Below are 23,305 nucleotides of genomic sequence, written 5' to 3'. Positions count from 1 at the left end.
AGCTCTGGGACCAGCTCAGCGGCCAGCTCGGGGGCCAGCTCTGGGGCCAGCTCAGGGGCCAGCTCAGGGGCCAGCTCAGCGGCCAGCTCGGGGGCCAGCTCTGGGACCAGCTCAGCGGCCAGCTCTGGGACCAGCTCAGGGGCCAGCTCTGGGACCAGCTCAGCGGCCAGCTCGGGGGCCAGCTCTGGGGCCAGCTCAGCGGCCAGCTCTGGGACCAGCGTATCTACAATCCGCATTTTCTCTGGGGTAGCCAAGACCTTTACTGGATCGCGTGGGGCACGTTTGCAGAGAAGATCGGCGTAAAGCTTGATCACGCGACATCGCGCAATCTCGACACGATGAATCGCATCGGTCGCCAGTGCGAATGGTGGTGGCCTTTCGAGAATGTTGTCATTACCTCGCAACGGCCCGTCACGGTGCGATGGGACGACGCGCGACGGCTGCACTGCGAAGACGGCCCGGCCATCGCCTATGCGGACGGTTATTCGCTCTACGCTTGGCACGGCACGCGCCTGCCCGGCGAGTGGGTCGAGAACCGCGCGACGATCGACCCGCAGGAAATTCTGCGCTGCGCCAATGTCGAACAGCGCGCGGCGGGTGCGGCGTGCATCGGATGGCCCCGGATGCTCACCGCGCTGGACTACAAGATCATCGATGCGGACCCCGACCCGTCGCATGGCGAGGTTATCGAGCTGCGGCTTGATGGCCTGCCAGAGCCGGGGCGGTTCCTCAAGGCGGAGTGCCCTCGAAATGGCACGATCTGCGAGGGCATTCCGCGCAACATCTCGACTGTGCTTGAGGCGCAGGCGTGGCGTGTCGGCTTGGAGCCGCACGAATTTTCCTACCCCACCGTCCGGACATGAAAGGAACACGGACATGAAGCGTGAAGTTATTGGAGCACAGGGCGAAATCACCATCTTTCGGGTGGACGCGATGCCGGAAGGGCTGACCGTTCACACCGAAAAGGATGCGCGCGGTCGCCCGATCATCAGCCACAGCGAGAGCGGTAATCACCACGTTCTCGACCGCGCCGTGGCCGTCATGGAAAAGCCGGACGCGCCGGAAGGTATGCGCATTCTCTACGCGCTGCTCGACGAGCCGACCGACCTTATCCAGGACGCATCAGACGCGCACGGCAGCCACACGCTGGCCGCTGGCATCTACGAAATGCGGATCGCGCGCGAGTTCGACCCGTTCAGCGAGCAGGTGCGCCGTGTCGCGGACTGATCGCATGGCAGGGGGCGGCGTTGTGTCGCCCCCGATGCCTGAAATCGGCTGATCGTGAACGGAAGGAAGTGCAATGACGCACCAATACATCATAGCCGGAACCTACATCGGCGGCATCCTGCTGACCCTGTTCTTCGGAGAGGTGATCGCTGATCGGATGCCACGCCGCCATCGCAACCTGATCGCGCTCTATGCCTTCGTATGGCCGCTGGCTGGCTTTGTCGCTGTCCCCTGGCTGGGCAAGAAGGTCCGGCGCTGGATGAGGGGGAGGGCGCGGTGATGGCTGAGCAATCGGCGATCGAATGGACCGACGCGACGGTCAATTTCTGGTGGGGCTGCACCAAGGTTGGGCCCGGCTGCGACGGCTGCTATGCTGAGGCGTGGGCGAAGCGCACCGGCCACAACGTCTTTGGTGTCGGTGTCGAACGGCGCTGGATCAAGGGCGCGCTGCCCGCGCTGGCGAAACTGAACAAAGGCGCGGCGGCGTTCTACAAGCAGCACGGTCGCAAGCGCCGGGTGTTCATGCAGAGCATGTCCGACCTGTTCGACAAGGAAGTGCCCATCGAGTGGCTGGCAACGGCCTGGGGCGCTATCCATGCCTGTAGCGATCTCGACATCCAGATCGTCACCAAGCGCCTGCCGATGATCGAGAAGCGTCTCGCCGCCTTTGCCGATCACGAATGGGCTTCGCGCTGGCCGAAGCACGCCGGTCTGATCGCCACCGTCGTCAACCAAGAGGAAGCCGACCGCGATATCCCGCGCCTGATCGAGCTCAAGCAGAAGCTGGGCATTCCATGGATCGGGTTGAGCATGGAGCCGCTGCTCGGGCCCATTGTGTTGCGGCCCGAATGGCTTGTGCATCTGAATTGGGTGATCATTGGCGGCGAATCCGGCACTGGCGCGCGGTTCATGCAGAACGAATGGGCGCAGCCGATCGTCAACCAGTGCCAAGCCGCGTCGGTCGCCGTGTTCGTCAAGCAACTGTCCAGCGGCGGACCGAAGGCGATCAAGGATATCGAGCAGTTCCCCGAGGGGCTGCGGGTGAGGGAGTGGCCCCATGCTTGAAGCCCTAGCCCTCATGTGCAGCCCATACCTACAGGAGCAAGAGCGATGACACTCGCTGCGCGCATCAGCCAGGCGGATGTGGAGCGTGCCACCAAGGCAGTGCGCGCCGCTGGCTATGAGCGCGCGCGGATCGTCCTGGATTTGGCAAAGCAGAAGATCGAGATCATCATAGGCGAATCCGTGCAGGACGAGCCTGCGCCGGACACCTGGAGCGATGATGATGTCTGACCTGCCCCCCCATGTCTGCGCGGTGTTCGACCGCCATGGCAAGATCCGCTACCGCTTTCGCCGCGCTGGCTACCGTTCCGGCTACATCAAGGCCGAGCCCGGCACCCCCGATTTCATGCGCCGCTATGCCGAGCTGCTGGAGGGAAAGGCCGAGCGCAAGCCTGTGCAGTCCGGCAATCCGGTCACCCCAAAGAGTCTCGACGATCTAGGCCAGCGCCTGCGCGCGACCGTGAAATGGCAGCGGCAGGCCTCGTCGACCAAGACCGTTTACGGCGGCATCATTGACCGCTTCTGCGACACCAAGGATCGCAAGGGCAGGCGCTATGGCGAGCGGCCAGTCGCCAGCGTTACCGTGGGCTGGCTCGAGAACATCCTGGCACAGATGGCAGACCGCCCTCAGGCTGCGAACATGCTGCGCAAGACCGTGCGCCGGATGCTGAAACACGCGGTCAAGCTGGGCTGGCGCGATGACAATCCGGCCGATCTCACCGATGCCTATCCCAAGGGTGCTGGCTATCATTGCTGGACCGAGGAGGAAATCGCGCAGTTCCGCGCCCATCACGCCAACGGCACGACCGCCAGGCTGGCGATGGAGCTCGCTCTGAACACCGCCGCGCGCCGCTGCAATGTTGCCCAGATTGAGCGCGAGCACATCCGCGACGGTCGCATCGCCGTGCAGCATGTGAAGAACGGGAATCTGACCCGGGTGGCGATGGCGCCGGAGGCACGCCGGGCGCTCGAGGCGATGCCAGCTGCCCCGATCAAGCACCTGATCCTCACCAAGTTCGGCAAGCCCTACACCGCAGCCGGATTCGGCAATGCGTTCAGGGAATGGTGCGATCAGGCAGGCCTTCCGAAACACTGCTCGATCCACGGCCTGCGCAAGGCGCGCAGTCGCCAGCTGGCAGAGGCAGGGGCCAGCGATGCAATGGGCCGGTCATTCACTGGTCAGAAGAAAAACGAGACGTTCGCCTATTACGCTGCGGCGGCCAACATGGACGCTCTGGCAGATCAGGCCATGTCCAACCTTGCACAACATGGGTTTGTCCAACCGCAAGAAAATGAAGGTTTTTCAGATGTTTGAGAATGAGGCTGGCTCCCCGAGTAGGATTCGAACCTACGGCCAAGTGATTAACAGTCACCTACTCTACCGCTGAGCTATCGGGGAACGCTCTTTTGCCTTCCCGGCGAGGCGATGCTCCCCGGGAGAAGCGCGCCTATAGCACCGGGTTTTTTGGTTTGGCAAGCACCTGATTTCATGTTCAGACGATAAATTGTTCAGCCGAAATGCGGTCGTCCAGGCTGTGGCCCGGATCGAACATCAGCGACAGGCGGCGGTTGGGGTCGATGGCGATCTGGATATCGCGGATATCGCGCACCTCGCGCTGGTCGGCCACCGCGCTGACCGGGCGTTTGCCGGGTTCCAGCACGCGAAAGGTAATCTGCGACGAATCGGGCAGCAGCGCGCCCTTCCACCGGCGCGGGCGGAACGGGCTGATCGGGGTGAGCGCCAGCATGCCGCAGCCCAGCGGCAGGATCGGGCCGTTGGCGGAGAGATTGTAGGCGGTCGAGCCCGCCGGCGTCGCCACCAGCACGCCGTCGCAGACCAGCTCGCCGATTCGCACCGCGTTGTTGACGCTGACCTCAAGCTTGGCGGTCTGGCGCGTTTCGCGCAGCAGCGACACTTCGTTGATCGCAGGATAGGTGACGCGCTCGCCGCTCATCGTCGTCGCGGTCATCGACAGCGGCAGCACCTCGAAGCTCTGCGCCCGGTCCAGCCGGTGCACGATGCTGTCGCCGCTGCGCCACAGGTTCATCAGGAACCCGACGGTGCCTAGGTTCAGGCCATAGACGGGTACGATCCGCCCGCGTTCGAGCATCTGGTGCAGCGTCTGCAGCATGAAACCGTCGCCGCCCATGACGACGACGATATCGGCCTCGTCCAGGCTGGCCCATTCATGCGCCGCCTGCACCTCGCGCGCCGCCTTGCGCGCCCGTTCGGTGGGAGAGACGGCCAGCGCGATTTTGCGGTCAATAACCGATGGGGGCATGTTCCACGCCTTATCTTATGGGTGACAGGGTCTTAACGGATCGGTGCTAATGCGCCAATGTTTCTTGGGCGGTTGCGCATGGTGCCATGACAGGGCATCGCGCGGCAGTGTTCCTGCAAATGGGGGCGGGGTCTGGACAGCAGCGGATATCGGGACAGGCCGACCTGGCGCGGCAGCAGCGCTGGCGCGGTGGACACGGCGCTCGCGGCGGCGCTGGCGGCGTGCGGCTTTGCGCCTGCCGGGAACGGCCCTGCCGATCTGCTGGTTGCGGACATGCGCGGCAAGACCGATGACCTGCCACGCGAGATCGCCAGTCATGCGGGTCCCGGCCTGCTGATCTGCGACAGCGCGTGGCCCGGCCTTGCGCATCCTCTCCCCGCCGCGATCACGCATGCGCTGGTCGCGCCATTTGCGGATGAGGCGCTGCAATTGCAGCTGCGGCTGATCCATGGCCAGCTGGCCTGCCGGAACGAACTGGTGCCCGATCTGCACAAGCGAATCGCCGATTTTGCGGCGGCGGGCGAGGGGGCTTTGCACGCGATGCTGATCGGGCTGCGCCGCATGCCTGCGGTCAACGCGACCTATGGCACTGCGGTGGGCGATGCCGCGCTCGAGGCGATGGAGCAGCGACTCGAACGGCAGGCGGCACGGCTTTCCTCCGGCAGCGCGCTGACGTTGCGCCTGTCGGGCGGCGATTTCCTGATTGCCTATGCCATGGCCGAAGAGAGGCTGGGCTGGCAGGTCATGGCCGAACGGATGCTGCGCGTCGTTTCCGAACCGCTCGACGTCGCCGGGCACCGGCTGCGGCTGACCGCGCGCGCGGCGCTCGCGGTGGCGCGTGAGGGCGAGGGGCCGGTGTCGCTGCTCGACCGGCTGTCGGCGGGGCTCGCCCAGGCGCGCGAAAACGCCGCCGATCCGGTGCGCTGGGCCGATCGCCAGTCCGACCATGCGCCGCAGCGCGGCTATCGGCTCGAACAGGACATCGTCCAGGCGATCGAGCGCGACGAGATCACCGTATTGTTCCAGCCGCAATTCTCGGTCGAGACCGGAAAGATCACCGGGGCCGAGGCGCTCGCCCGCTGGCAGCATCCGCAATATGGCGAGATCGGCGCGGGCACGCTGTTCGCCATCGCCGACAAGGCCGATTTCACGCGCGCGCTATCGCGGCATATCCGCCAGCGCGCGATGCAGCACGCGGCGCGCTGGACCGGACCGCTCGCGCCGCTCAGGCTGTCGCTGAACGTGACCGCCGAGGACTTGGGCGAAAAGGGCTTTGCCAAACGCGAGCTGGGGATGCTGGCCGAAGCCGGGTTCAATCCGCGCCGTCTGACGCTGGAAATGACCGAGCAGGCGCTCGTCCCCGATCTGAAGCGCGCGGCAGCCCGCTTTGCCGCGCTGCGCGATGCCGGGGTGCGAATAGCCGTCGATGATTTCGGCACCGGCTATTCGAGCCTGCTATACTTGAAGCGCCTCCCGCTCGACTATCTCAAGCTCGACCATGCGATGACGCGCGATATCGGCGGCGCCGAGGCGGACCGGATCATCGTGCGCTCGGTGATCGCGATGGCCAAGGCGCTGAGCCTCAAGGTGATTGCCGAGGGGGTGGAGAGCGACGCGCAGCTCGCCGCGCTGCGCGACGAGGGCTGCGACTATTTCCAGGGCTTCCTGCGCGGTCGGGCGATGGAGGCGGAAGTTTTCGCAGAGTTTGCGCGGGAGGAACTGGGGTGACTGAACCTGCTCTCTCCCCTTCAGGGGAGAGATAGCGAGACTTGCGAGCTTGCTCGCTAGTCGCAGCAGAGAGGGGCATCTGGGAACAAGAACGTCTGCGCACTTGCCCCTCTCCCAACCGCTGACCGAGGCGCGTGACTCGGTCTGCCCCCTGAAGGGGAGAGGGCTCCTCGCGCCTTACCCTGCCTTCGCACTCTTCTTCACAATGCCCGCCAGGCCCTTGGAAAGCTGGATCAACCCGTTGATCCGCGAGGCCGGATCGCTCCACACGCGCTGGATCAGCAGCTTCTGGTCAGGGCGCAGCTTGGCGGTGCCCTTGAGCCGCTCGACATAGGCGAGCAGACCGGGGACGTCGGGGAAGCTGTCGTTATGGAAGCTGACCAAAGCCCCCCGCGCGCCGACATCGATCTTGGCGACGCACGCGGTGATGCAGTTGAGCTTGATCTCGATCAGCTTGATGAGGTTGCTCGTCGCATCGGGCAGCGGGCCGAACCGGTCGATCATTTCCGCCGCGAACGCTTCGATCTCGGCGCGATTGGTGAGGTCGTTCATCCGGCGATAGAGCGCCATGCGCACCGCCAGATCGGGGACATAATCCTCGGGAATCAGGATCGGCGCATCGACGGTGATCTGCGGCGAGAATTTCTGGCGCGGCAGGTCGAGCGACAGGCCGCCCGCCTTGGCCTCCAGAATCGCCTCCTCGAGCATCGACTGGTAGAGCTCGAACCCGACCTCGCGGATATGGCCCGACTGTTCGTCGCCGACCAGATTGCCCGCGCCGCGAATGTCGAGATCGTGGCTGGCGAGCTGGAAGCCTGCGCCCAGCGTGTCGAGATCGCCCAGCACCTTGAGCCTTTTCTCCGCCGTCTCGGTCAGCACGCGGTTTTCCGGCGTGGTCATATACGCATAGGCGCGCGTCTTGGAACGCCCGACGCGCCCGCGCAGCTGGTAGAGCTGGGCCAGGCCGAAGGTGTCGGCGCGGTGGATGATCAGCGTGTTGGCGCTGGGGATGTCGATGCCCGATTCGACGATGGTGGTCGACAGCAGCACGTCATATTTGCGGTCATAGAACGCGCTCATCCGCTCCTCGACATCGGATGGGGCCATCTGGCCGTGCGCCATGATGTGGCGAATCTCGGGTACCTCGTCGCGGATGAATTCGCTGAGCTTGTCGAGATCGCTGATGCGCGGCGCGACGAAATAGGACTGGCCGCCGCGATAATGTTCGCGCAGCAGCGCCTCGCGCAGCACCACCGGGTCCCAGGGCATCACATAGGTGCGCACCGCGAGGCGATCGACCGGTGGCGTCTGGATCACTGAAAGTTCGCGCAGGCCAGACATCGCCATCTGCAGCGTGCGCGGGATGGGCGTTGCGGTCAGCGTCAGCACATGGACATCGGCCTTGAGCGCCTTCAATCGCTCCTTGTGGACCACGCCGAAGCGCTGTTCCTCGTCGATGATGACGAGGCCCAGCCGCTTGAACTCGACCGACTTGGCGAGCAGCGCGTGCGTGCCGATGACGATATCGGTGGTGCCATTGGCCAGGCCCTCGCGCGTTGTCTTGGCTTCGCTCGCGGTGACGAGGCGCGACAGGCGGCCGATATTGAGCGGAAAGCCCTGAAAGCGCTCGACGAAATTGGTGTAATGCTGGCGCGCGAGCAGCGTCGTCGGCGCGACGATCGCGACCTGCATGCCCGACATGGCGGCGACGAACGCCGCGCGCATCGCCACCTCGGTCTTGCCGAAGCCGACATCGCCGCAGACCAGCCTGTCCATCGGCTTGCCCGAAGCCAGATCCTCGAGCACCTCGGCGATCACGCGCTCCTGGTCCTCGGTTTCCTCGTACGGGAAGCGGTCGACGAAGCTCGCATAGACGCCCGGCTCGACCTCGGCGACATCGGCGGTGCGCAGCGCGCGTTCCGCTGCGGTCTTCATCAGCTCGCCCGCGATCGCCTGGATGCGTTCCTTGAGCTTGGCGCGCCGCCGCTGCCAGGCCTCGCCGCCCAGCTTGTCGAGCGCGACGCCCTCGCTTTCCGAGCCATAGCGGGTGAGGACGTCGATATTCTCGACCGGAACGTAGAGCTTGTCGCCGCCGGCATAGGTCAGCCAGACGCAATCGTGCGGGCTCTTGCCGACGGGGATAGAGACCAGCCCCTCATAGCGGCCGATGCCATGGTCGATATGCACGACGAGGTCGCCCGCGGCGAGCGATTGCAGCTCGGCGAGAAACGCATCGGCGGACTTGCGCTTTTTGCGCCGCCGCACCAGCCGGTCGCCGAGCAGGTCCTGTTCGGAGAGCAGCTCGTAGCGCTCGGTGGCAAAGCCGTGATCCTGCGGCAGCACGACCATGGAGGCCATGCCGGTTGCCGCCTGGCCCAGGGCTTCCTGCCAGCTGTCCGCGAGCGCCATGCGCGCAAGCCCATGGTCCTTGAGCAGGCCGAGAAGGCGGCTGCGCGAACCTTCCGAATAGCTCGCGATGATCGCGCCCTTGTCCGCCTTGCGAAGCGCATCGATATGCGCGGCGGCGGCGGCATAGACATTGTCGCCGCGTGCGCGCTCGGCGCCGAAATCGCGTGCGGTGCGATAGCCCAGGCCGAGCACGCGGCTCGATTCGGGCTCGTCATGGCCGCTGACGAGGTGGATCGGAGTTTCATCCGCCGCCGCACGCCATTCCTTGGGCACCAGATAGAGCGCCGAGGGCTTGAGCGGGCGATAGCTGCCGGCCTTGTCCTCGTTTCCGCGCTGGCGATTGGCGTGATAATCGGTGATGCTTTCGAAACGCTGGTCGGCGGCGGCATCCGCGCCCGCATCGCGCAGCACGATGTCGGCATCGTCGAGATGCTCGAACAGCGGCACCAGCCGCTCCTCGATCATCGGCAGCCAGTGTTCCATGCCTGCGAGCCTGCGTCCGTCGCTGATCGCCTGATAGAGCGGATCGGTGGTGGCATTGGCGCCGAACGCCTCGCGATAGGCGCTGCGGAAGCGCCGGATACTGTCGGCATCGAGCAGCACTTCGGATGCGGGCAGCAATATGTGCCGCTCGACCCGCTCGGTCGATCGCTGCGTGCCGGGATCGAAGGCGCGCATCGTGTCGAGCTCGTCACCAAAGAAATCGAGCCTGAGGCCTGAATCCATCCCCGCCGGGAAGATGTCGATCAGGTTGCCGCGCACCGCGAACTCGCCCGAATCGGCGACGGTGTCGGTGCGGGCATAGCCCTGGCGCACCAGCTTCTCGATCAGCGCCTCGCGCGCGATCGTCATGCCGGGCTTCAGTTCCGCGCCGACCTGGCGGATGCGGAACGGGGTCAGCGTGCGCTGGGTGACGGCATTGGCCGTGGTGACCAGAAGCTGCGGGCCACCGGCGGGCTGCTGCAGCGTCCACAGCGCCTTCAGCCGCCTTGCGGTAATGCCGAGCGAGGGCGAGGCGCGGTCATAGGGCAGGCAGTCCCAGGCGGGGAACTCGATCGCCTCAAGGTCCGGCGCATAAAAGGGCGCGGTTTCGGCCACCGCGTGCATCAGTGCATCGTCGGGCGCGATGAACACGATGCGGCCGCCCTGCTTGCGCGCAGCCGCCGCGCGGGCGAGGTCCGCGAGAAGCAAGGGTAGCGCTCCGGGCGCGACGTTGGCGAGCGTCAGCGGCGCTGTCGCCTGAAGGATGCGGCTGATGCTGTCCACGGGGTCTAGCCTTGCGCGCCGGTGCAATCAGCGCGGAATGTTGATGAAGTCGAGCTTCTGGAAGGCCTGCATCTGCGGCCCTTCGAATTGCTCCGGCACCGGCTGCTTGCCGATGGCCCAGGCCATGATGTCGACGTCCTGTTCCTCGATCAGCGTCTCGAACCAGTCGAGCTCTTCGTCAGACCAGGTCTTGCCATAGCGGTCGAAAAAGCCGCCGATCATGTAATCCGCCTCGCGCGTGCCCCGGTGCCAGGCGCGGAAGGCCAGGCGGCGCAATCGGGTTTCGCGGTCCATGCCAGAAGTTCCTTTGCTTGCGGGGTGGGCCGGGCCTGCCTAAGACGGTGGACAGGATTCCAGCCAGCAGCGCATTCATCTGCCTGCCTTTTTGCGATAGCCATGCGCCCCGAGATACTCAACCCCGCATTCGCCGAGATCGAGAGCCTCAAGGGCGTCGGCGTGAGCTTGCAGAAGCCGTTCGCACGGCTGGGCATTTCGCGGGTCAAGGACATGGCCTATCATCTGCCGACGGGCTTCATCCGCCGCAGGCGTGTCGACAATGCCGATCAGGCAGGCACGGGCGAGCAGATCATCATCGCGCTCACCGCCACCGGCTATCGCTCCAGCCCCGGACGCGGACCGACGCGGGTGATCGCCGAGGACTCGATCGGCAACCATATCGCGCTGGTCTATTTCGGCGGCAATCCAGGCTGGGCGAAGAAGCTCTGGCCGCTGGGCGAGACGCGGCTGGCGGCGGGCAAGCTCGAGATCTGGGGCGAGGCCTGGCAGATCGTCCATCCTGATCACGTGGTGGAGCCGGGCCAGGCCGACCAGATCGGCGAGGCGGAACCCGTATATCCGCTCGCTGAAGGGCTGGGGCAGAAGCGTGTGGCCTCGCTGGCCGCGCAGGCGCTGGCGCAACTGCCGCCGCTGCCCGAATGGATAGAACCGACGCTGAAGGCGCGCGAGGGCTGGCCCGACTGGCACGAGGCGCTCGCCGCCGCGCATCAGGGCATGGACGAAAAGCCCCGCGAGCGGCTGGCCTATGACGAGATATTCGCCAACCAGCTCGCCTTCGCGCTGATCCGGCAGTCGAACCGCAAGCGCAAGGGCGTGGCGCTCGAAGGGGACGGACACCTGCGCGATGCGCTGAAACTGCCCTTCGCGATGACCGGAGCACAGCGGCGGACGATCGAGGAGATCAACGGCGACATGGCGCAGCCCGTGCCGATGCTGCGGCTGCTGCAGGGCGATGTCGGGGCGGGCAAGACGCTGGTCGCGGTGATGGCCATGCTCAATGCGGTCGAATGCGGCGGGCAGGCGGCGCTGCTCGCGCCGACCGAAATCCTCGCGCGCCAGCATTTCGATACCATCTCGCGGATGCTCTCGGGGCTCCCGGTCAGCATCGCGGTGCTCACCGGGCGCGACAAGGGCCGCGCGCGCGAGGCGACCCTCATGGGCCTTGCCGATGGCTCGATCCAGATCGTCATCGGCACGCATGCGCTGTTCCAGGACGCGGTGCGCTATCGCAATCTCGCGCTCGCGGTGATCGACGAACAGCACAAGTTCGGCGTTTCGCAGCGGCTGATGCTGCAGGAAAAGGGCAGGGCGACCCCGCATCTGCTGGCGATGACGGCAACGCCGATCCCGCGCACGCTGACGCTCAGCCATTATGGCGAGATGGACGTGTCGCGTCTTGACGAGCTGCCGCCGGGGCGTCAGCCGATCGAGACTCGCGTGATCGCCGACGATCGCCTGTCCGAGATCGTCGATGGGCTTGCGCGGCATATCGAGCGCGGTGGTCAGGCCTATTGGGTGTGCCCGCTGGTGATGGACAGCGAGACGAGCGACCTTGCCGCCGCCGAGACGCGTGCGGCGCAGCTTGCCGAGCGCTTTCCCGGCAAGGTCTCGCTCGTGCACGGCCAGATGCCGGTCGAGCGCAAGGATGCGATGATGGCGGACTTTGCCAGCGGCAAGACCGCGCTGCTGGTCGCGACCACGGTGATCGAGGTCGGTGTCGATGTGCCCAATGCGACGCTGATGATCATCGAGGCGGCGGAGCGCTTCGGCCTGGCGCAACTCCACCAGCTGCGCGGCCGGGTGGGGCGGGGCGACCAGAAATCGGTCTGCGTGCTGCTGCGCGGAAGCGCGCTCAGCGAGACGGCGCGCGCGCGGCTCGCGCTGATGCGCTCGAGCCAGGACGGGTTTCATATTGCCGAAGAAGATCTGCGGCTGCGTGGCGGCGGCGAGCTGCTGGGCACGCGGCAGTCGGGCGACAGCGCGTTCCGCATCGCCAGCCCCGAACAGGTGCAGCGGCTGATCGGCACGGCATCGGACGATGCCCGACTGCTGATGGACCGCGATGGCGGACTCGACAGTGAACGTGGGCAGGCGGCGCGCACCGCGCTGTATCTGTTCGAGCGCGATTATGGAGCCAAGCTGCTCAGGGGCGGGTAGGCGCCGCCCCCGAGCGCACTGGATTGTCAGGCGGCGGGCATGATGCTCGCGACATAGATGGCATAGCCCGACAGGCCGAGCAGCGTCAGCATCGAGGTCAATGTGCCGATCATCCGGCCGATGCCGAACGCGCCGCCATCCATGCCCAGGCCATGCGCCAGCCGGCCGATCATGTAGACCACGCCGACCACCCACAGCCAGGTCGCAGCATAGCCCGAACATTCGAGCGCACCGATCAGCACCAGCACGAAGGGCGTGTATTCGACGAAATTCGCCTGCGCGCGCATGCGGCGGATGACGAATTCGTTGCCGCCATCGCCCACGCTGACCTTCTGGCTGGTGCGCACCTGGCCGATGCGGATGGCGAGCCACAGGTTGATCAATCCGGCAGCAGCGGCCATGGTCAGTGTCAGCGGCAGGTTCATGCGTATCGTCCCCTCGTTGGCGGTCGTCCGCGTCATGGCGACCAATTGTGCAGCGGACTAGCGCGACAGAGCTTGCAACGCACGAGATTTTCGCTATAGCGCCGCCTTCGCACGCGAATGGGCCGTGTCGCTGTATCGGCAGGCCGCGCCAGGCGCTTCCTGTTGGGGCGTCCCGGCAATATCGCATTGATTGACAAGCAATTTAAGGTTAGCAGGCTGCCATGGCTGTTCCTAAGAGAAAAACTTCGCCCTCCAAGCGTGGCATGCGTCGCAGCCACGATTCGCTGACCATCGACGCGTTCAGCGAATGCTCCAACTGTGGTGAACTGAAGCGCCCGCACCATGTCTGCGGCGCATGCGGCCATTATAACGGCCGTGAGGTGCTCGAAGTCGCCTGATCCTTATCAGACGGTCTTTGCACTTTTTCAGGGGGATTAACCGGTGCCGATGAAGCCGCGGATCGCGATTGATGCGATGGGCGGTGATGAAGGCGTGCGGGTGATGCTGGGCGGGGCGGCCGAGGCGCGCCACCGCCACGAGCGTTTCACCTTTCTGCTGGTCGGCGACGAAAAGCAGATCAAGCAGGGCCTGGACAATCACCCCAATTTGCGCGCGGCGTCCGAGATCCTTCACACCGAAGAGGTGGTGAAGGGCGAGGACAAGCCCAGCCAGGCGCTGCGCAAATCCAAGAACAGCTCGATGGGACTCGCCATCCAGGCGGTGAAGTCCGGCGATTGCAGCGCTGCTGTAAGCGCCGGCAATACCGGCGCGCTGATGGCGATGGCCAAGCTGGCGCTGCGCACCATGCCGGGGATCGATCGGCCCGCGCTCGCCGCATTGCTGCCGACGCTCGAAGAGACCGACATGGTCATGCTCGACCTTGGCGCGAATACCGAGTGCGACGCGCGCAACCTCGTGCAGTTCGCGATCATGGGCGCGGTCTATTCGCAGATCATCTTCGGCTTTGAAAAGCCCCGCACCGGGCTGCTCAACATCGGCACAGAAGAATCGAAGGGCACCGAGGCGATCCGCGATGCGGCTGCCGCGCTGCGCGCCGCGACGCACCTGCCGATGCAGTTCCAGGGTTTCACCGAAGCCGACAAGATCTCGCGCGGCGATGTCGATGTGGTCGTCACCGACGGCTTTTCGGGCAATATCGCCTTGAAGGCATTGGAAGGCACCGCCCGCTTCGTCACCGATCTGCTCAAGCGCAGCTTCCAGTCCTCGCTCCGCTCGAAGATCGGCTTCCTGATCTCGCGCCCGGCGACCGAGTTGCTCAAGCACCATCTCGACCCCAACAACCATAATGGCGCGGTGTTCCTGGGCCTCAATGGCGTGGTGGTGAAAAGCCACGGATCGGCCAGCATCAAGGGTGTGGCGAACGCGGTCGAGGTGGCCGCGCGGCTGGTCGAGGACAATATCACGCAGCGCATCGGCGATGTGCTGAAGGATTTTGATACCAGCGCGATCGCCAGCAACGGCGCCGCTTCCAATGGATCGGGCGAATTTCTCAAATGACTTTTCAGGCTCCGGCGACGCGCAGTGTCATTCTCGGCACGGGATCGGCACTGCCAGCCAAGCGGGTATCCAATGCCGAACTGGCTGAAACCGTCGATACTTCGGACGAATGGATCACCGAGCGCACCGGCATCAAGTTCCGCCATGTCGCCGCGCCGGAAGAGACCACGGGCACATTGGCAATCCAGGCGGCCAACAACGCGCTCGAAGCCGCAGGGCTGGCAGGCAGCGAAATCGACCTGATCGTGCTTGCGACAGCGACCCCCGACCATACCTTCCCCGCCACTGCGACCAAGGTGCAGTCGGCGATCGGAATGGTGGGCGGCATCGCTTTCGACGTCGCGGCGGTCTGCTCGGGCTTTCTCTATGCGCTCAGCGTAGCGGACAGCATGCTGCGCACCGGCATGGGCAGCCGCGCGCTGGTGATCGGCGCGGAAACCTTCAGCCGCATTCTCGACTGGGAAGATCGCGGCACCTGCGTGCTGTTCGGCGATGGTGCGGGCGCGGTCGTGCTCGGGCTTGAAACCGCCGCCGAGGGCGATAGCGCCGCACGCGGCATCCTGACGACCCAGTTGCACGCCGATGGTCGCCACCACGACCTGCTCTATGTCGATGGCGGGCCTTCGACCACCGGCACCGTCGGCAAGGTCCGGATGAAGGGGCGCGAAGTGTTCCGCCATGCCGTGGTCAATCTCGCCGAAGTCATGGAACAAGTGCTGCACCGGCTGGGCCTGACCAGCGCGGATATCGACTGGGTGGTGCCGCACCAGGCCAATGCCCGCATTCTCGATGCGACCGCACGCAAGCTGGGTCTGCCGCCCGAAAAGGTGGTGGTCACCGTGGACCAGCACGCCAATACTTCGGCCGCGTCGGTTCCGCTCGCGCTCGACACCGCCGTGCGCGATGGGCGCATCCAGCGCGGCGACCTGCTGGTGCTCGAAGCGATGGGCGGCGGTCTTACCTGGGGGGCGGCGGTAATCCGCTATTAACCTCACGCAAATTTGTCGCGCAATCGCCTCTATTCGCACTGTTTTTACATAGCCTCGATTTGCCATTATAACTTCGATCCGCTATCCTGCTCTTGGCGGGTTAGGAGACGGGGCGATGCGTTCAGTGGGTACTTTGACCAGGGCTGATCTGGCAGATACGATCAACAATCAGGTGGGGCTGTCGCGCGCCGATGCGGCGCAGATGGTCGAATCGGTGCTCAACCACATGACCGATGCGCTCGAGCGCGGCGAGAACGTGAAGATCTCGGGGTTCGGCACCTTTCTGTTGCGCGACAAGGGCGAGCGCGTCGGGCGTAACCCCAAGACGGGGGTGGAGGTTCCGATCACCCCGCGCCGCGTGCTGACCTTCCGCGCCAGCCAGATCATGAAGGAAAGGATCATGGCGGGTGACTGATCCGATGGGCTCCTCCGGCAAGGCCGAGGGCGCGATGCGCACCATCGGCGAGGTTTCGGCCGAACTGGGGGTGAAGCCTCACATCCTGCGCTATTGGGAGGCGCAGTTCGACAGCATCAAGCCGCTCAAGCGCGCCGGCGGGCGGCGCTATTACCGGCCCGAGGATGTCGAGACGCTGCGCACGATCGACCGGCTGCTCAACCGCGAGGGCTTTACCGTGCGCGGCGCGCGGCAGTATCTGGCGGGCAAGGCGGCGAAGCCGGCGCATGCTGCAGCAGCACCTGCACCCTCCGCGTCGGCCGCGCCTGCGATCGATCTCGCGGCCTTGCGCGCGATCCGCGACCGTTTGGCAGCAGCGCTCGAAGCGGCCTGAGCCACGCGTCAGAGCGGCTTGCGCATGATCCAGTCGGTGAACGGCACGTTGCCGGTCATGAACTGCTGCTGCCCGACCTTCTCGAACCCGAAGCGCTCGTAGAATCGCTGCGCATCGGGATTGTTGGTATAGACGCACAGGTACAGGCACGTGGCCGCGCGGGCACGGGCCTCCTCGATCACCGCGTCCATCAGCCTGCGGCCCAGACCCGCGCCCTGCCAGCCCGACAGCGCATAGATGCGCTTCAGTTCCACCGATCCGGGCTGCGGCTCGATATCGAGTTCGGGCGGGCTCATCATCGCATAGCCGACCGGCGCGCCGAGCGGCGTTTCCAGCAGCCAGAACGCGTAGTCCGGCTTGTCCAGCCAGCCGGAATAGCGGGCCTCGCCGTGTTCGATCGAACAATGGTCGATCAGCGCTTGCCCCGGATGATCATGCGCAAAGGCGGTTAGAAAGGTGGCCGAGCCGATCAGCGCGAGCTTGGCGGCATCGTCCGGTCCCGCACGGCGCAGGATGGTTTCGGGCAGGATTCTTGCCATGGCGTCAGTCATCGTCCTGCGGCCCCAGCTCGGGGTCGAGATCGCGCGGGCGGGTCACCTCGATCAGCTTGGCGGTGCGGTTGTCGAGCTTTGCCCAGCTGTCGATCGCGATATCCATGATCGCAAGCGCGGCGGTGGGGAATTTCTCCTCGACGACATCGCGCAACGGGCTGGAGCCATCATCGGGCACCAGATCGAACACCAGATCCTCGAGCCCCGGATTGTGCCCGACCATCAGCACATGGCCCGCGCTGTCCTCGACGCCGCGCAGCACGTCGATCAGCGTGACCGAAGAGGCAAGATAGATGCGGCGGTCCCAGTCGGGGTGCAGCGTCTGGCCATAGGCGGTCTCGAAATGGTCGATCGTCTCGGTGACGCGCACCGCAGGCGAGGCGACGACCGCGTCGAACACCATCTTCTTCTCGGCGGCGTAATAGCCCATCGCCTTGGCACCCTTCAGGCCCCGCGCGTTGAGCGGCCGATCGAAATCGCGCAGGGAGCGGTCCAGCCAGTCCGATTTGGCGTGCCGCAGCAAGGTCAGCCGTTTCATCGCATCTCTCCCCCCGGTCCCGTCACGGGATCGATTCGCGCGCCCTCATTTGCCAGCGCAGAAACGCCAGATTGCACCGCTTGTAAAGCTTCGGAAAGCGTGACCCGTCGCACCGGCGTTCCGGGCGGAAAGGCGCTAAGCAGGCGCGAGGGGAAGGCGGAGGAGAGCATGACGAAACGCCCGCGATCGTCCGCGCGGCGAATCAGCCGCCCGAACGCCTGGGCGAGGCGCGCGCGGATGATCATGTCGTCATATTGGGTGCCGCCGCCTGCGAGCTTGCGCGCGCGGTGCAATATGTCGGGCTTGGGCCAGGGCACGCCCTCCATGATCACCAGCCGCAGCGAATCGCCAGGCACGTCGACCCCGTCGCGCAAGCTGTCGGTGCCGAGCAGCGAGGCGCGCGGATCGTCGCGGAAGATGTCGACCAGCGTCCCGGTCTCCATCGGATCGACATGCTGCGCGTAGAGCGGCAGCCCCGATTGGGCGAGCCGGTCGGCGATGCGGCCATGGACGGCGCGCAGCCGCTTGATCGCGGTGAACAGACCCAGGGCTCCGCCGCCTGCCGCTTCGATCAGCCGCCCATAAGCGCCCGCGAGCCCGGCAATATCGCCGCGCTTCACATCGGTGACGATCAGCACCTCGGCCTGATTGGCATAATCGAACGGGCTGCGCGCCTCGAAAAGTTCGGGCGGCTTTTCAAGATGCACCGCGCCGGTGCGCATCATCGCCGGGGTCCAGTCCTCACCGGCCTTGAGCGTCGCCGAGGTCACCAGCACGCCATGCGCGGGCTTGATGACGGCCTCGGCGAGCGGCTTGCCCGGATCGAGCCAGCGGCGGTGCAGCCCCATGTCATATTCGCGCCCCTCGACGCGGTCGAGCGCAAGCCAGTCGACGAAATCGGGGTCCGCCGGGCCACCGATGCGCCCGAGCAGCGAGGCCCAGGCAGCGAGCAGATCGATGCGCCAGCCGAGCGAGGCGATTGCGCCTTCGATCCGTGCGCGCGCCGGGCCGTCGAGCCAGTCAGGCGGGTCCTCGATCAGGATTTCGAGCCTGCGGCCCAGCGCCACCAGCGGCTGGTGCAAGGCATGGATGGCGCGCGCAGCCTCCATCGCGGCGGCGATCAGCGGGCCGTCGAGCTCGGCAAGCTCGGTTTCCAGGCCATAGCCTGCATCCTCCGCGCCGCTCTCGTCGCGGGCATAGACGGTGCCGCGGATCGCGGCGAGCAGCTGCTCGATCTCGCCCGAAGGTGCGCCCTCGCGGATGCGCGCCAGCCAGCCTTCGCCGGGCAGCGCTTCCGCTGCGATCCGCGCCGCCTCAATGGCGCGCCCGCCGAGCTCGTCATAGGAGGCGACGTCGGACAGGCGCGCGGCGAGGCCCCGGCGGCGTCCGCGCGACTTGCCCTCGGGGCCCATCACCCAGCGGCGCATCTCGACCGTTTCCTGCCCGGTCAGCGCGACCGCGAACATCGAATCGGCGGCATCGTGCAGGTGATGGCCCTCGTCGAAGATGATCCGCGTCGGGCGACCCTGCTGCTCGCGCGCGCGGGCGGCGTTGACCATCACCAGCGCATGGTTGGCGATGACCAGATCGGCATTCTGGCTCGACCGCGCGGCATGTTCGATGAAGCATTTGCGGTAATGCGGGCAGCCGGCATAGACGCACTCGCCGCGCCGGTCGGTCAGCGCGGTGACCCCTGCGCGCCGGAACAATGTGGTGAGCCAGCCGGGCAGATCGCCGCCGATCATGTCGCCATCGCGGCTGTACGCGGCCCAGCGCGCGACCAGCTGCGCGAGGACGGCGGCGCGGTTCTGGAAGCCGCCCTGCAGCGCATCCTCGAGATTTAGCAGGCAGAGATAATTCTCGCGGCCCTTGCGGATCACCACGCGTTTGCGGAACTCGGCCTCGTCCGCATAGATGCGCTCGGTCTCGCGCGACAACTGCCGCTGCAGCGCCTTGGTATAGGTGGAGATCCACACCGTGCCGCCCGCTGCGTGCGACCAGAGCGAGGCGGGGGCGAGATAGCCCAGGGTCTTGCCGATCCCGGTACCCGCTTCTGCCAGCAGCATGTGCGGTTCGGCGCGCTTCTCACGCGGGGCGAAGATATGCGCGGCGGTGCGCGCGAACTGGCGCTGGCCCTCGCGGCGTTCGGCACCGGCGCCGGTGAGCGCTTCCAACTGCGCTTCGGCGTCATTCTCGGCCAGCGTGATCTGGCGCGGCTGCGGGCGAGGGGGCTGCTCTTCCCATTCGGGCAGGCGCGAGAACAGCCAGCGCTCGGCTTTTTCGGGGGCTTTGAGGTGGCGCGAGGCGACGCCTGCCCAGGGCCAGCGCAAGCGCGCGAGTGCCTGCAAGCCCGTCCACGCGCCCTCGCGCTGCGGCCAGTCGGGGCGCTCGAGCGTCGCGATCAGCGCCTCGGCAGCAGCGTGGAGCAGCGCGGGAATCGAGGATTCGGGGAGACCTTGTTCAGCCCTCTCCCCTTTAGGGGAGAGGGTTGGGAGAGGGGACTGCAACGCCAGCTCGGGCGCGTTCCCCCCTCCCCTAAAGGGGAGAGGGAGTTCCAGCTTCAATGCGCGCACCAATCCCATCGGTGTCGGCACCATGAACTGCGCGGGGTGGACGAAGGCGAACAGCTCGAGCAGGTCGAGCCCGGAAAGCTCCGGATAGCCCAGCCGCTGCGCGATCAGCGGCGCGTTGAGCATGATCAGCGGCGTCTCGGCCGCGCGGGCGATCGCCTCGCCCTTGGAGATGCGCACCGCAGGCTTGCCGGGATGCGCGAACCAGATCGCGCTATGGCTTGCATGCAGGGCTGGAAAGTTTAGGGAAGCGATCATTACCCGCCTTATATGGCGACATCGGAACGAAAAGGAAACACGTGTGAGCGCGTATCGCGAAGCTGCAATGCGATCCAAGGCATGGCCGTTCGAGGAAGCGCGCAAGCTGCTGAAACGCTATCCGAACGGCAAGTCGGAAGCGCAAGGCCCGATGCTGTTCGAGACCGGCTATGGCCCCTCCGGCCTGCCGCATATCGGCACGTTCCAGGAGGTGTTCCGCACCACGCTCGTCCGCCGCGCTTATGAAACCCTGACCGACGGCGCACCGACGCGGCTGGTGGCGTTCAGCGACGACATGGATGGCCTCCGCAAGGTGCCGGACAATGTGCCGAACCCGGACATGCTGCGCACGCATCTAGGCAAGCCGCTGACCCAGATCCCCGATCCGTTCGGCAAGTTCGAAAGCTTCGCGCATCACAACAACGCGATGCTGCGCGCCTTTCTCGACCAGTTCGGCTTCGATTACGAGTTCGTCTCCTCGACCGAGCGTTACCGCAGCGGCGCGTTCGACGAGGCGCTGCGCGGCGTGCTGCGCAACTATCAGGCGATCCTCGACATCATGCTGCCGACGCTGCGTGCCGAGCGTGCGGCGACCTATTCGCCGATCATGCCGATCAGCGCCAGGTCGGGCGTGGTGCTGCAGGTGCCGGTCGAGGTGGTCGATGCCGAGGCGGGAATCGTGCGCTTTGTCGACGAGGGCGAGACCATCGAGCAATCGGTGCTGTCGGGCGGTGCGAAGCTGCAATGGAAGGTCGACTGGGCGATGCGCTGGGTGGCGCTGGGCGTCGATTACGAGATGTACGGCAAGGACCTGACCGATAGCGGCGTGCAATCGGGCAAGATCGCGCGCGTGCTCGGCGGCCAGAAGCCCGAGGGCATGATCTACGAGATGTTCCTCGACGAAAAGGGCGAGAAGATATCCAAGTCCAAGGGCAATGGCCTGTCGATCGAGGAATGGCTGCGTTACGGCAGCGAGAACAGCCTGGCCTTCTACATCTTCCGCGAGCCCAAGGCGGCCAAGCAACTGCATCTGGGCGTCATCCCGCGCGCGGTGGACGAATATTTCCAGTTCCGCGACAACTGGCACGGCCAGGACGCCGACAAGCGCCTGGGCAACCCCGCACACCATATCCATGCGGGCGACGTGCCTGCGGGCAGCCCGCCGGTGAGCTTCGGCCTGCTGCTCAATGTCGTCAGCCTGCCGGGCATGGACGACAAGGACCTGGTTTGGGGCTTTGTCCAGAAATACGCGCCGGGCGTCTCGCCTGAGACGCATCCCGAGCTGGATGGGCTGATCGAGAATGCGGTGAACTATGGCCGCGATTTCATCGCGCCCACGCTCAAGCGCCGCTGGCCCGAGGGCAAGGAGATCGACGCGCTGACCCGGCTGGACAATGAGCTGGCCGAGCTGCCCGAAAATGCCAGCGCCGAGGATATCCAGAACATCGTCTATGCGATCGGCAAGGACGAGGCTTATGGCTTCGGCAACCTGCGCGACTGGTTCAAGGCGCTGTACGAGACGCTGCTGGGATCGGAGCAAGGCCCGCGCATGGGCAGCTTCATCGCGCTCTACGGCATCGCCAACACCCGCAAGCTCATCGCTGAGGCGCTTGGGCGACCGGTCGAGGCTGCATGACCGTCATTGCCGCGCGCCTCTATCGCGATGGCGAGCGGGTGCGCGACATCGACCTGACGCAGCCGCTGCCATCGCTCGACGATCCTTCGGACCTGCTCTGGATCGGGCTGCATGAGCCGACCGAGGCCGAGCTCGAACCGATCCAGTCGCAGCTCGGGCTGCACCCGCTAGCGGTGGAAGATGCGCTCGACCGGCGGCACCTGCCCAAGATCGAGCAATATGGCGAGCATCTGTTCGCGGTCGCGCGCACCGTCCATCTCGACGAGAGCGATAGCAACACCGCGATCACCTATGGCAATACCGCGATCTTCATGGGGCGGCAGTTCATCGTCACCGTACGGCACGGTTCGCTGCGCGACCATGGGCCGATCCGCCACAAGCTCGAGGCGACGCCGCGATTGCTGAAGCGTGGTGCCGATTTCGTGCTGCACGCGATCCTCGATTTCATCGTCGACGGCTATCTCGAGGTCATCGACACGCTGGAAGACAAGGTGCTGGGTATCGAGGACCGCTCGCTCGACGCGTTTCTCGACCGCGACGAGACCGCGCAGCTCTTTTCGCTGCGGCGCGATCTGTTCCGGCTGCAGCGCGTGCTGAGCCCGATGCAGGATGTCGCCAACCGCTGCATGCACCTCGAGCTGCCGCAGATCGATGCCGACATCCATCCCTATTTCCGCGACCTGCACGACCATGTCCGCCGCGCCGATTATCGCGTCGCCGGCCTGCGTGACACGCTGACATCGGTGATCGAGACCAGCGGCCTGCTCGAGCAGCAGCGCCAGGGGGTCATCACCCGCCAGCTCGCCGCCTGGGCCGCGATCCTCGCGGTGCCGACCGCGATTGCCGGGATTTACGGGATGAACTTCGAGTTCATGCCCGAACTGCAATGGCGATACGGCTATTTTCTCGTGGTGGGCGCGATGGTGACGATCTGCATCGGCCTCTACATCCGCTTCAAATGGGCGAAATGGCTCTAGGGAACGGGTGTGCGCCGCATCCGTAGGGGAGGTGAACCCCCAAAACGGAGAATCCCCCATGAGCCTTCCCGACCTTTCCGGCCGCAAGATCTGCATCCTCGCCACCCATGGCTTTGAAGAGTCCGAACTGATCCAGCCGCGCGACGACCTCAAGGGCGCGGGCGCCGATGTCATCATCGTCTCGCCCGAAAGCGGCGAGATCAAGGGCTGGAAGGGCGACGACTGGGGCAAGAGCGTCAGCGTCGATGCGCCGCTTTCGGGCGCGCGGGTCGAGCAATATGACGCGCTGGTGCTGCCGGGCGGTCAGATCAACCCCGATCTGCTGCGCGTCGAGCCCGAGGCGCTGGCGCTGATCAAGGCCTTTGCCGATGCGGGCAAGCCGGTCGCGGCCGTGTGCCACGCGCCGTGGCTGCTGGTCGAGGCGGGCCTGGCGAAGGGCAAGACGATCACCGGCTACAAATCGATCGTCACCGATCTCAAGAACGCCGGAGCGAACTTCGTCGATCAGGAGGTCGCGATCGACGGCAATATCATCACCAGCCGCTGCCCCGATGATCTGCCCGCGTTCGGCAAGGCGATTGCCGAGATGGTCAGCGAAAAGGCCGACGCCGAAATGGCGTGATGCAT

At 65.7% G+C, this 23,305-nt stretch carries 23 protein-coding genes and 1 tRNA gene; 16 read left to right on the top strand and 8 right to left on the bottom strand.

All coding sequences use genetic code 11. The annotated features are described in order from the left end of the window. From AX725_RS21135 to AX725_RS03270, 6 genes are all read left to right on the top strand, one after another. On the top strand, positions 1-863 hold an 863-nt coding region (locus AX725_RS21135), incomplete at its 5' end, for a DUF6745 domain-containing protein (protein ID WP_066119057.1). Between the two features lie 13 nt (positions 864-876). After that, positions 877-1,227, top strand: a complete 351-nt coding sequence (locus AX725_RS03290) for a DUF8820 family protein (protein WP_066046069.1) — start codon at positions 877-879, stop codon at positions 1,225-1,227. 73 nt (positions 1,228-1,300) lie between these two features. Next, positions 1,301-1,507, top strand: a complete 207-nt coding sequence (locus AX725_RS21130; protein ID WP_066046072.1) for a hypothetical protein — start codon at positions 1,301-1,303, stop codon at positions 1,505-1,507. After that, positions 1,429-2,292, top strand: a complete 864-nt coding sequence (locus AX725_RS03280) for a DUF5131 family protein (RefSeq protein ID WP_082736290.1) — start codon at positions 1,429-1,431, stop codon at positions 2,290-2,292. Before AX725_RS21130 ends, AX725_RS03280 begins: the two co-directional genes overlap by 79 nt. A gap of 45 nt (positions 2,293-2,337) precedes the next feature. Next, positions 2,338-2,520: a hypothetical protein gene (locus AX725_RS03275; protein ID WP_066112469.1), complete on the top strand. Its 183-nt coding sequence runs from the start codon at positions 2,338-2,340 to the stop codon at positions 2,518-2,520. Beyond that, on the top strand, positions 2,513-3,604 hold the full coding sequence (locus AX725_RS03270; protein WP_066113997.1) for a tyrosine-type recombinase/integrase: 1,092 nt from the start codon (positions 2,513-2,515) through the stop codon (positions 3,602-3,604). The genes AX725_RS03275 and AX725_RS03270 overlap by 8 nt, the downstream gene beginning before the upstream one ends. Positions 3,605-3,613: 9 nt before the next feature. On the opposite strand, the gene AX725_RS03265 is transcribed toward AX725_RS03270, so the two are convergent. Together AX725_RS03265 and AX725_RS03260 are read right to left on the bottom strand one after the other, a co-directional pair. Beyond that, positions 3,614-3,688: transfer RNA gene (locus AX725_RS03265), tRNA-Asn, on the bottom strand. Between the two features lie 94 nt (positions 3,689-3,782). Further along, complete coding sequence (locus tag AX725_RS03260) at positions 3,783-4,571, bottom strand: NAD kinase (RefSeq protein WP_060979199.1); 789 nt, start codon at positions 4,569-4,571, stop codon at positions 3,783-3,785. A 189-nt stretch (positions 4,572-4,760) separates the two neighbouring features. Here AX725_RS03260 and AX725_RS03255 point away from each other — a divergent pair, with 189 nt between their 5' ends. Beyond that, positions 4,761-6,299 (top strand): bifunctional diguanylate cyclase/phosphodiesterase, encoded by a 1,539-nt coding sequence (locus AX725_RS03255; protein ID WP_060979198.1) that lies wholly within the window; start codon positions 4,761-4,763, stop codon positions 6,297-6,299. A 177-nt stretch (positions 6,300-6,476) separates the two neighbouring features. Here AX725_RS03255 and mfd read toward each other — a convergent pair whose 3' ends face one another. Together mfd and AX725_RS03245 are read right to left on the bottom strand one after the other, a co-directional pair. Beyond that, positions 6,477-9,974: a transcription-repair coupling factor gene (gene mfd / locus AX725_RS03250; RefSeq protein ID WP_060979197.1), complete on the bottom strand. Its 3,498-nt coding sequence runs from the start codon at positions 9,972-9,974 to the stop codon at positions 6,477-6,479. 27 nt (positions 9,975-10,001) lie between these two features. Further along, positions 10,002-10,268 carry an FAD assembly factor SdhE gene (locus AX725_RS03245; RefSeq protein WP_060979196.1) on the bottom strand — a complete coding sequence of 89 codons (267 nt, stop codon included), beginning with the start codon at positions 10,266-10,268 and terminating at the stop codon, positions 10,002-10,004. Positions 10,269-10,370: 102 nt separating this feature from the next. Between AX725_RS03245 and recG the strand changes: the two genes are divergently transcribed. Beyond that, entirely contained in the window at positions 10,371-12,428 is a 2,058-nt protein-coding gene (gene recG, locus AX725_RS03240; protein ID WP_060979195.1) for an ATP-dependent DNA helicase RecG, read from the top strand. A 26-nt stretch (positions 12,429-12,454) separates the two neighbouring features. Here the strand turns inward: recG and AX725_RS03235 are convergent, their stop codons facing one another. Next, entirely contained in the window at positions 12,455-12,853 is a 399-nt protein-coding gene (locus AX725_RS03235; protein ID WP_060979215.1) for an MAPEG family protein, read from the bottom strand. 221 nt (positions 12,854-13,074) lie between these two features. Between AX725_RS03235 and rpmF the strand changes: the two genes are divergently transcribed. From rpmF to AX725_RS03210, 5 genes are all read left to right on the top strand, one after another. After that, a complete protein-coding gene (gene rpmF / locus AX725_RS03230) occupies positions 13,075-13,251 on the top strand; it encodes a 50S ribosomal protein L32 (protein ID WP_023837736.1) in 177 nt (58 codons plus the stop codon). A 49-nt stretch (positions 13,252-13,300) separates the two neighbouring features. Beyond that, positions 13,301-14,371 carry a phosphate acyltransferase PlsX gene (plsX, locus tag AX725_RS03225; RefSeq protein ID WP_060979193.1) on the top strand — a complete coding sequence of 357 codons (1,071 nt, stop codon included), beginning with the start codon at positions 13,301-13,303 and terminating at the stop codon, positions 14,369-14,371. After that, positions 14,368-15,360: a beta-ketoacyl-ACP synthase III gene (locus AX725_RS03220; RefSeq protein WP_060979192.1), complete on the top strand. Its 993-nt coding sequence runs from the start codon at positions 14,368-14,370 to the stop codon at positions 15,358-15,360. Before plsX ends, AX725_RS03220 begins: the two co-directional genes overlap by 4 nt. A 115-nt stretch (positions 15,361-15,475) precedes the next feature. Then, positions 15,476-15,775, top strand: coding sequence for an integration host factor subunit alpha (locus AX725_RS03215; protein WP_081097194.1), 300 nt, complete (start codon positions 15,476-15,478; stop codon positions 15,773-15,775). Next, positions 15,768-16,148 (top strand): MerR family transcriptional regulator, encoded by a 381-nt coding sequence (locus AX725_RS03210; RefSeq protein WP_286133062.1) that lies wholly within the window; start codon positions 15,768-15,770, stop codon positions 16,146-16,148. The genes AX725_RS03215 and AX725_RS03210 overlap by 8 nt, the downstream gene beginning before the upstream one ends. A gap of 8 nt (positions 16,149-16,156) precedes the next feature. Here AX725_RS03210 and AX725_RS03205 read toward each other — a convergent pair whose 3' ends face one another. From AX725_RS03205 to AX725_RS03195, 3 genes are read right to left on the bottom strand one after another with little or no spacing between them, the layout of a single operon-like run. Further along, positions 16,157-16,687 (bottom strand): GNAT family N-acetyltransferase, encoded by a 531-nt coding sequence (locus AX725_RS03205; protein WP_060979189.1) that lies wholly within the window; start codon positions 16,685-16,687, stop codon positions 16,157-16,159. A gap of 4 nt (positions 16,688-16,691) precedes the next feature. Beyond that, positions 16,692-17,237 carry a SixA phosphatase family protein gene (locus tag AX725_RS03200; RefSeq protein ID WP_066044450.1) on the bottom strand — a complete coding sequence of 182 codons (546 nt, stop codon included), beginning with the start codon at positions 17,235-17,237 and terminating at the stop codon, positions 16,692-16,694. Further along, positions 17,234-20,065 (bottom strand): ATP-dependent DNA helicase, encoded by a 2,832-nt coding sequence (locus tag AX725_RS03195; protein WP_060979187.1) that lies wholly within the window; start codon positions 20,063-20,065, stop codon positions 17,234-17,236. The genes AX725_RS03200 and AX725_RS03195 overlap by 4 nt, the downstream gene beginning before the upstream one ends. A gap of 67 nt (positions 20,066-20,132) precedes the next feature. Between AX725_RS03195 and AX725_RS03190 the strand changes: the two genes are divergently transcribed. The 3 genes from AX725_RS03190 to AX725_RS03180 are packed head-to-tail and all read left to right on the top strand — an operon-like array spanning position 20,133 to position 23,300. Then, a complete protein-coding gene (locus tag AX725_RS03190; RefSeq protein ID WP_060979186.1) occupies positions 20,133-21,701 on the top strand; it encodes a lysine--tRNA ligase in 1,569 nt (522 codons plus the stop codon). Then, positions 21,698-22,678: a magnesium and cobalt transport protein CorA gene (locus AX725_RS03185; protein WP_060979185.1), complete on the top strand. Its 981-nt coding sequence runs from the start codon at positions 21,698-21,700 to the stop codon at positions 22,676-22,678. The genes AX725_RS03190 and AX725_RS03185 overlap by 4 nt, the downstream gene beginning before the upstream one ends. 58 nt (positions 22,679-22,736) lie before the next feature. Continuing rightward, positions 22,737-23,300 carry a type 1 glutamine amidotransferase domain-containing protein gene (locus AX725_RS03180; RefSeq protein WP_060979184.1) on the top strand — a complete coding sequence of 188 codons (564 nt, stop codon included), beginning with the start codon at positions 22,737-22,739 and terminating at the stop codon, positions 23,298-23,300. Positions 23,301-23,305 lie beyond the last annotated feature (5 nt).

The sequence above is a fragment of the Blastomonas sp. CCH9-A1 genome (assembly GCF_001557175.1).
Lineage (GTDB): Bacteria > Pseudomonadota > Alphaproteobacteria > Sphingomonadales > Sphingomonadaceae > Blastomonas > Blastomonas delafieldii_A.
This window is presented reverse-complemented; position numbering and strand designations above follow the sequence as displayed.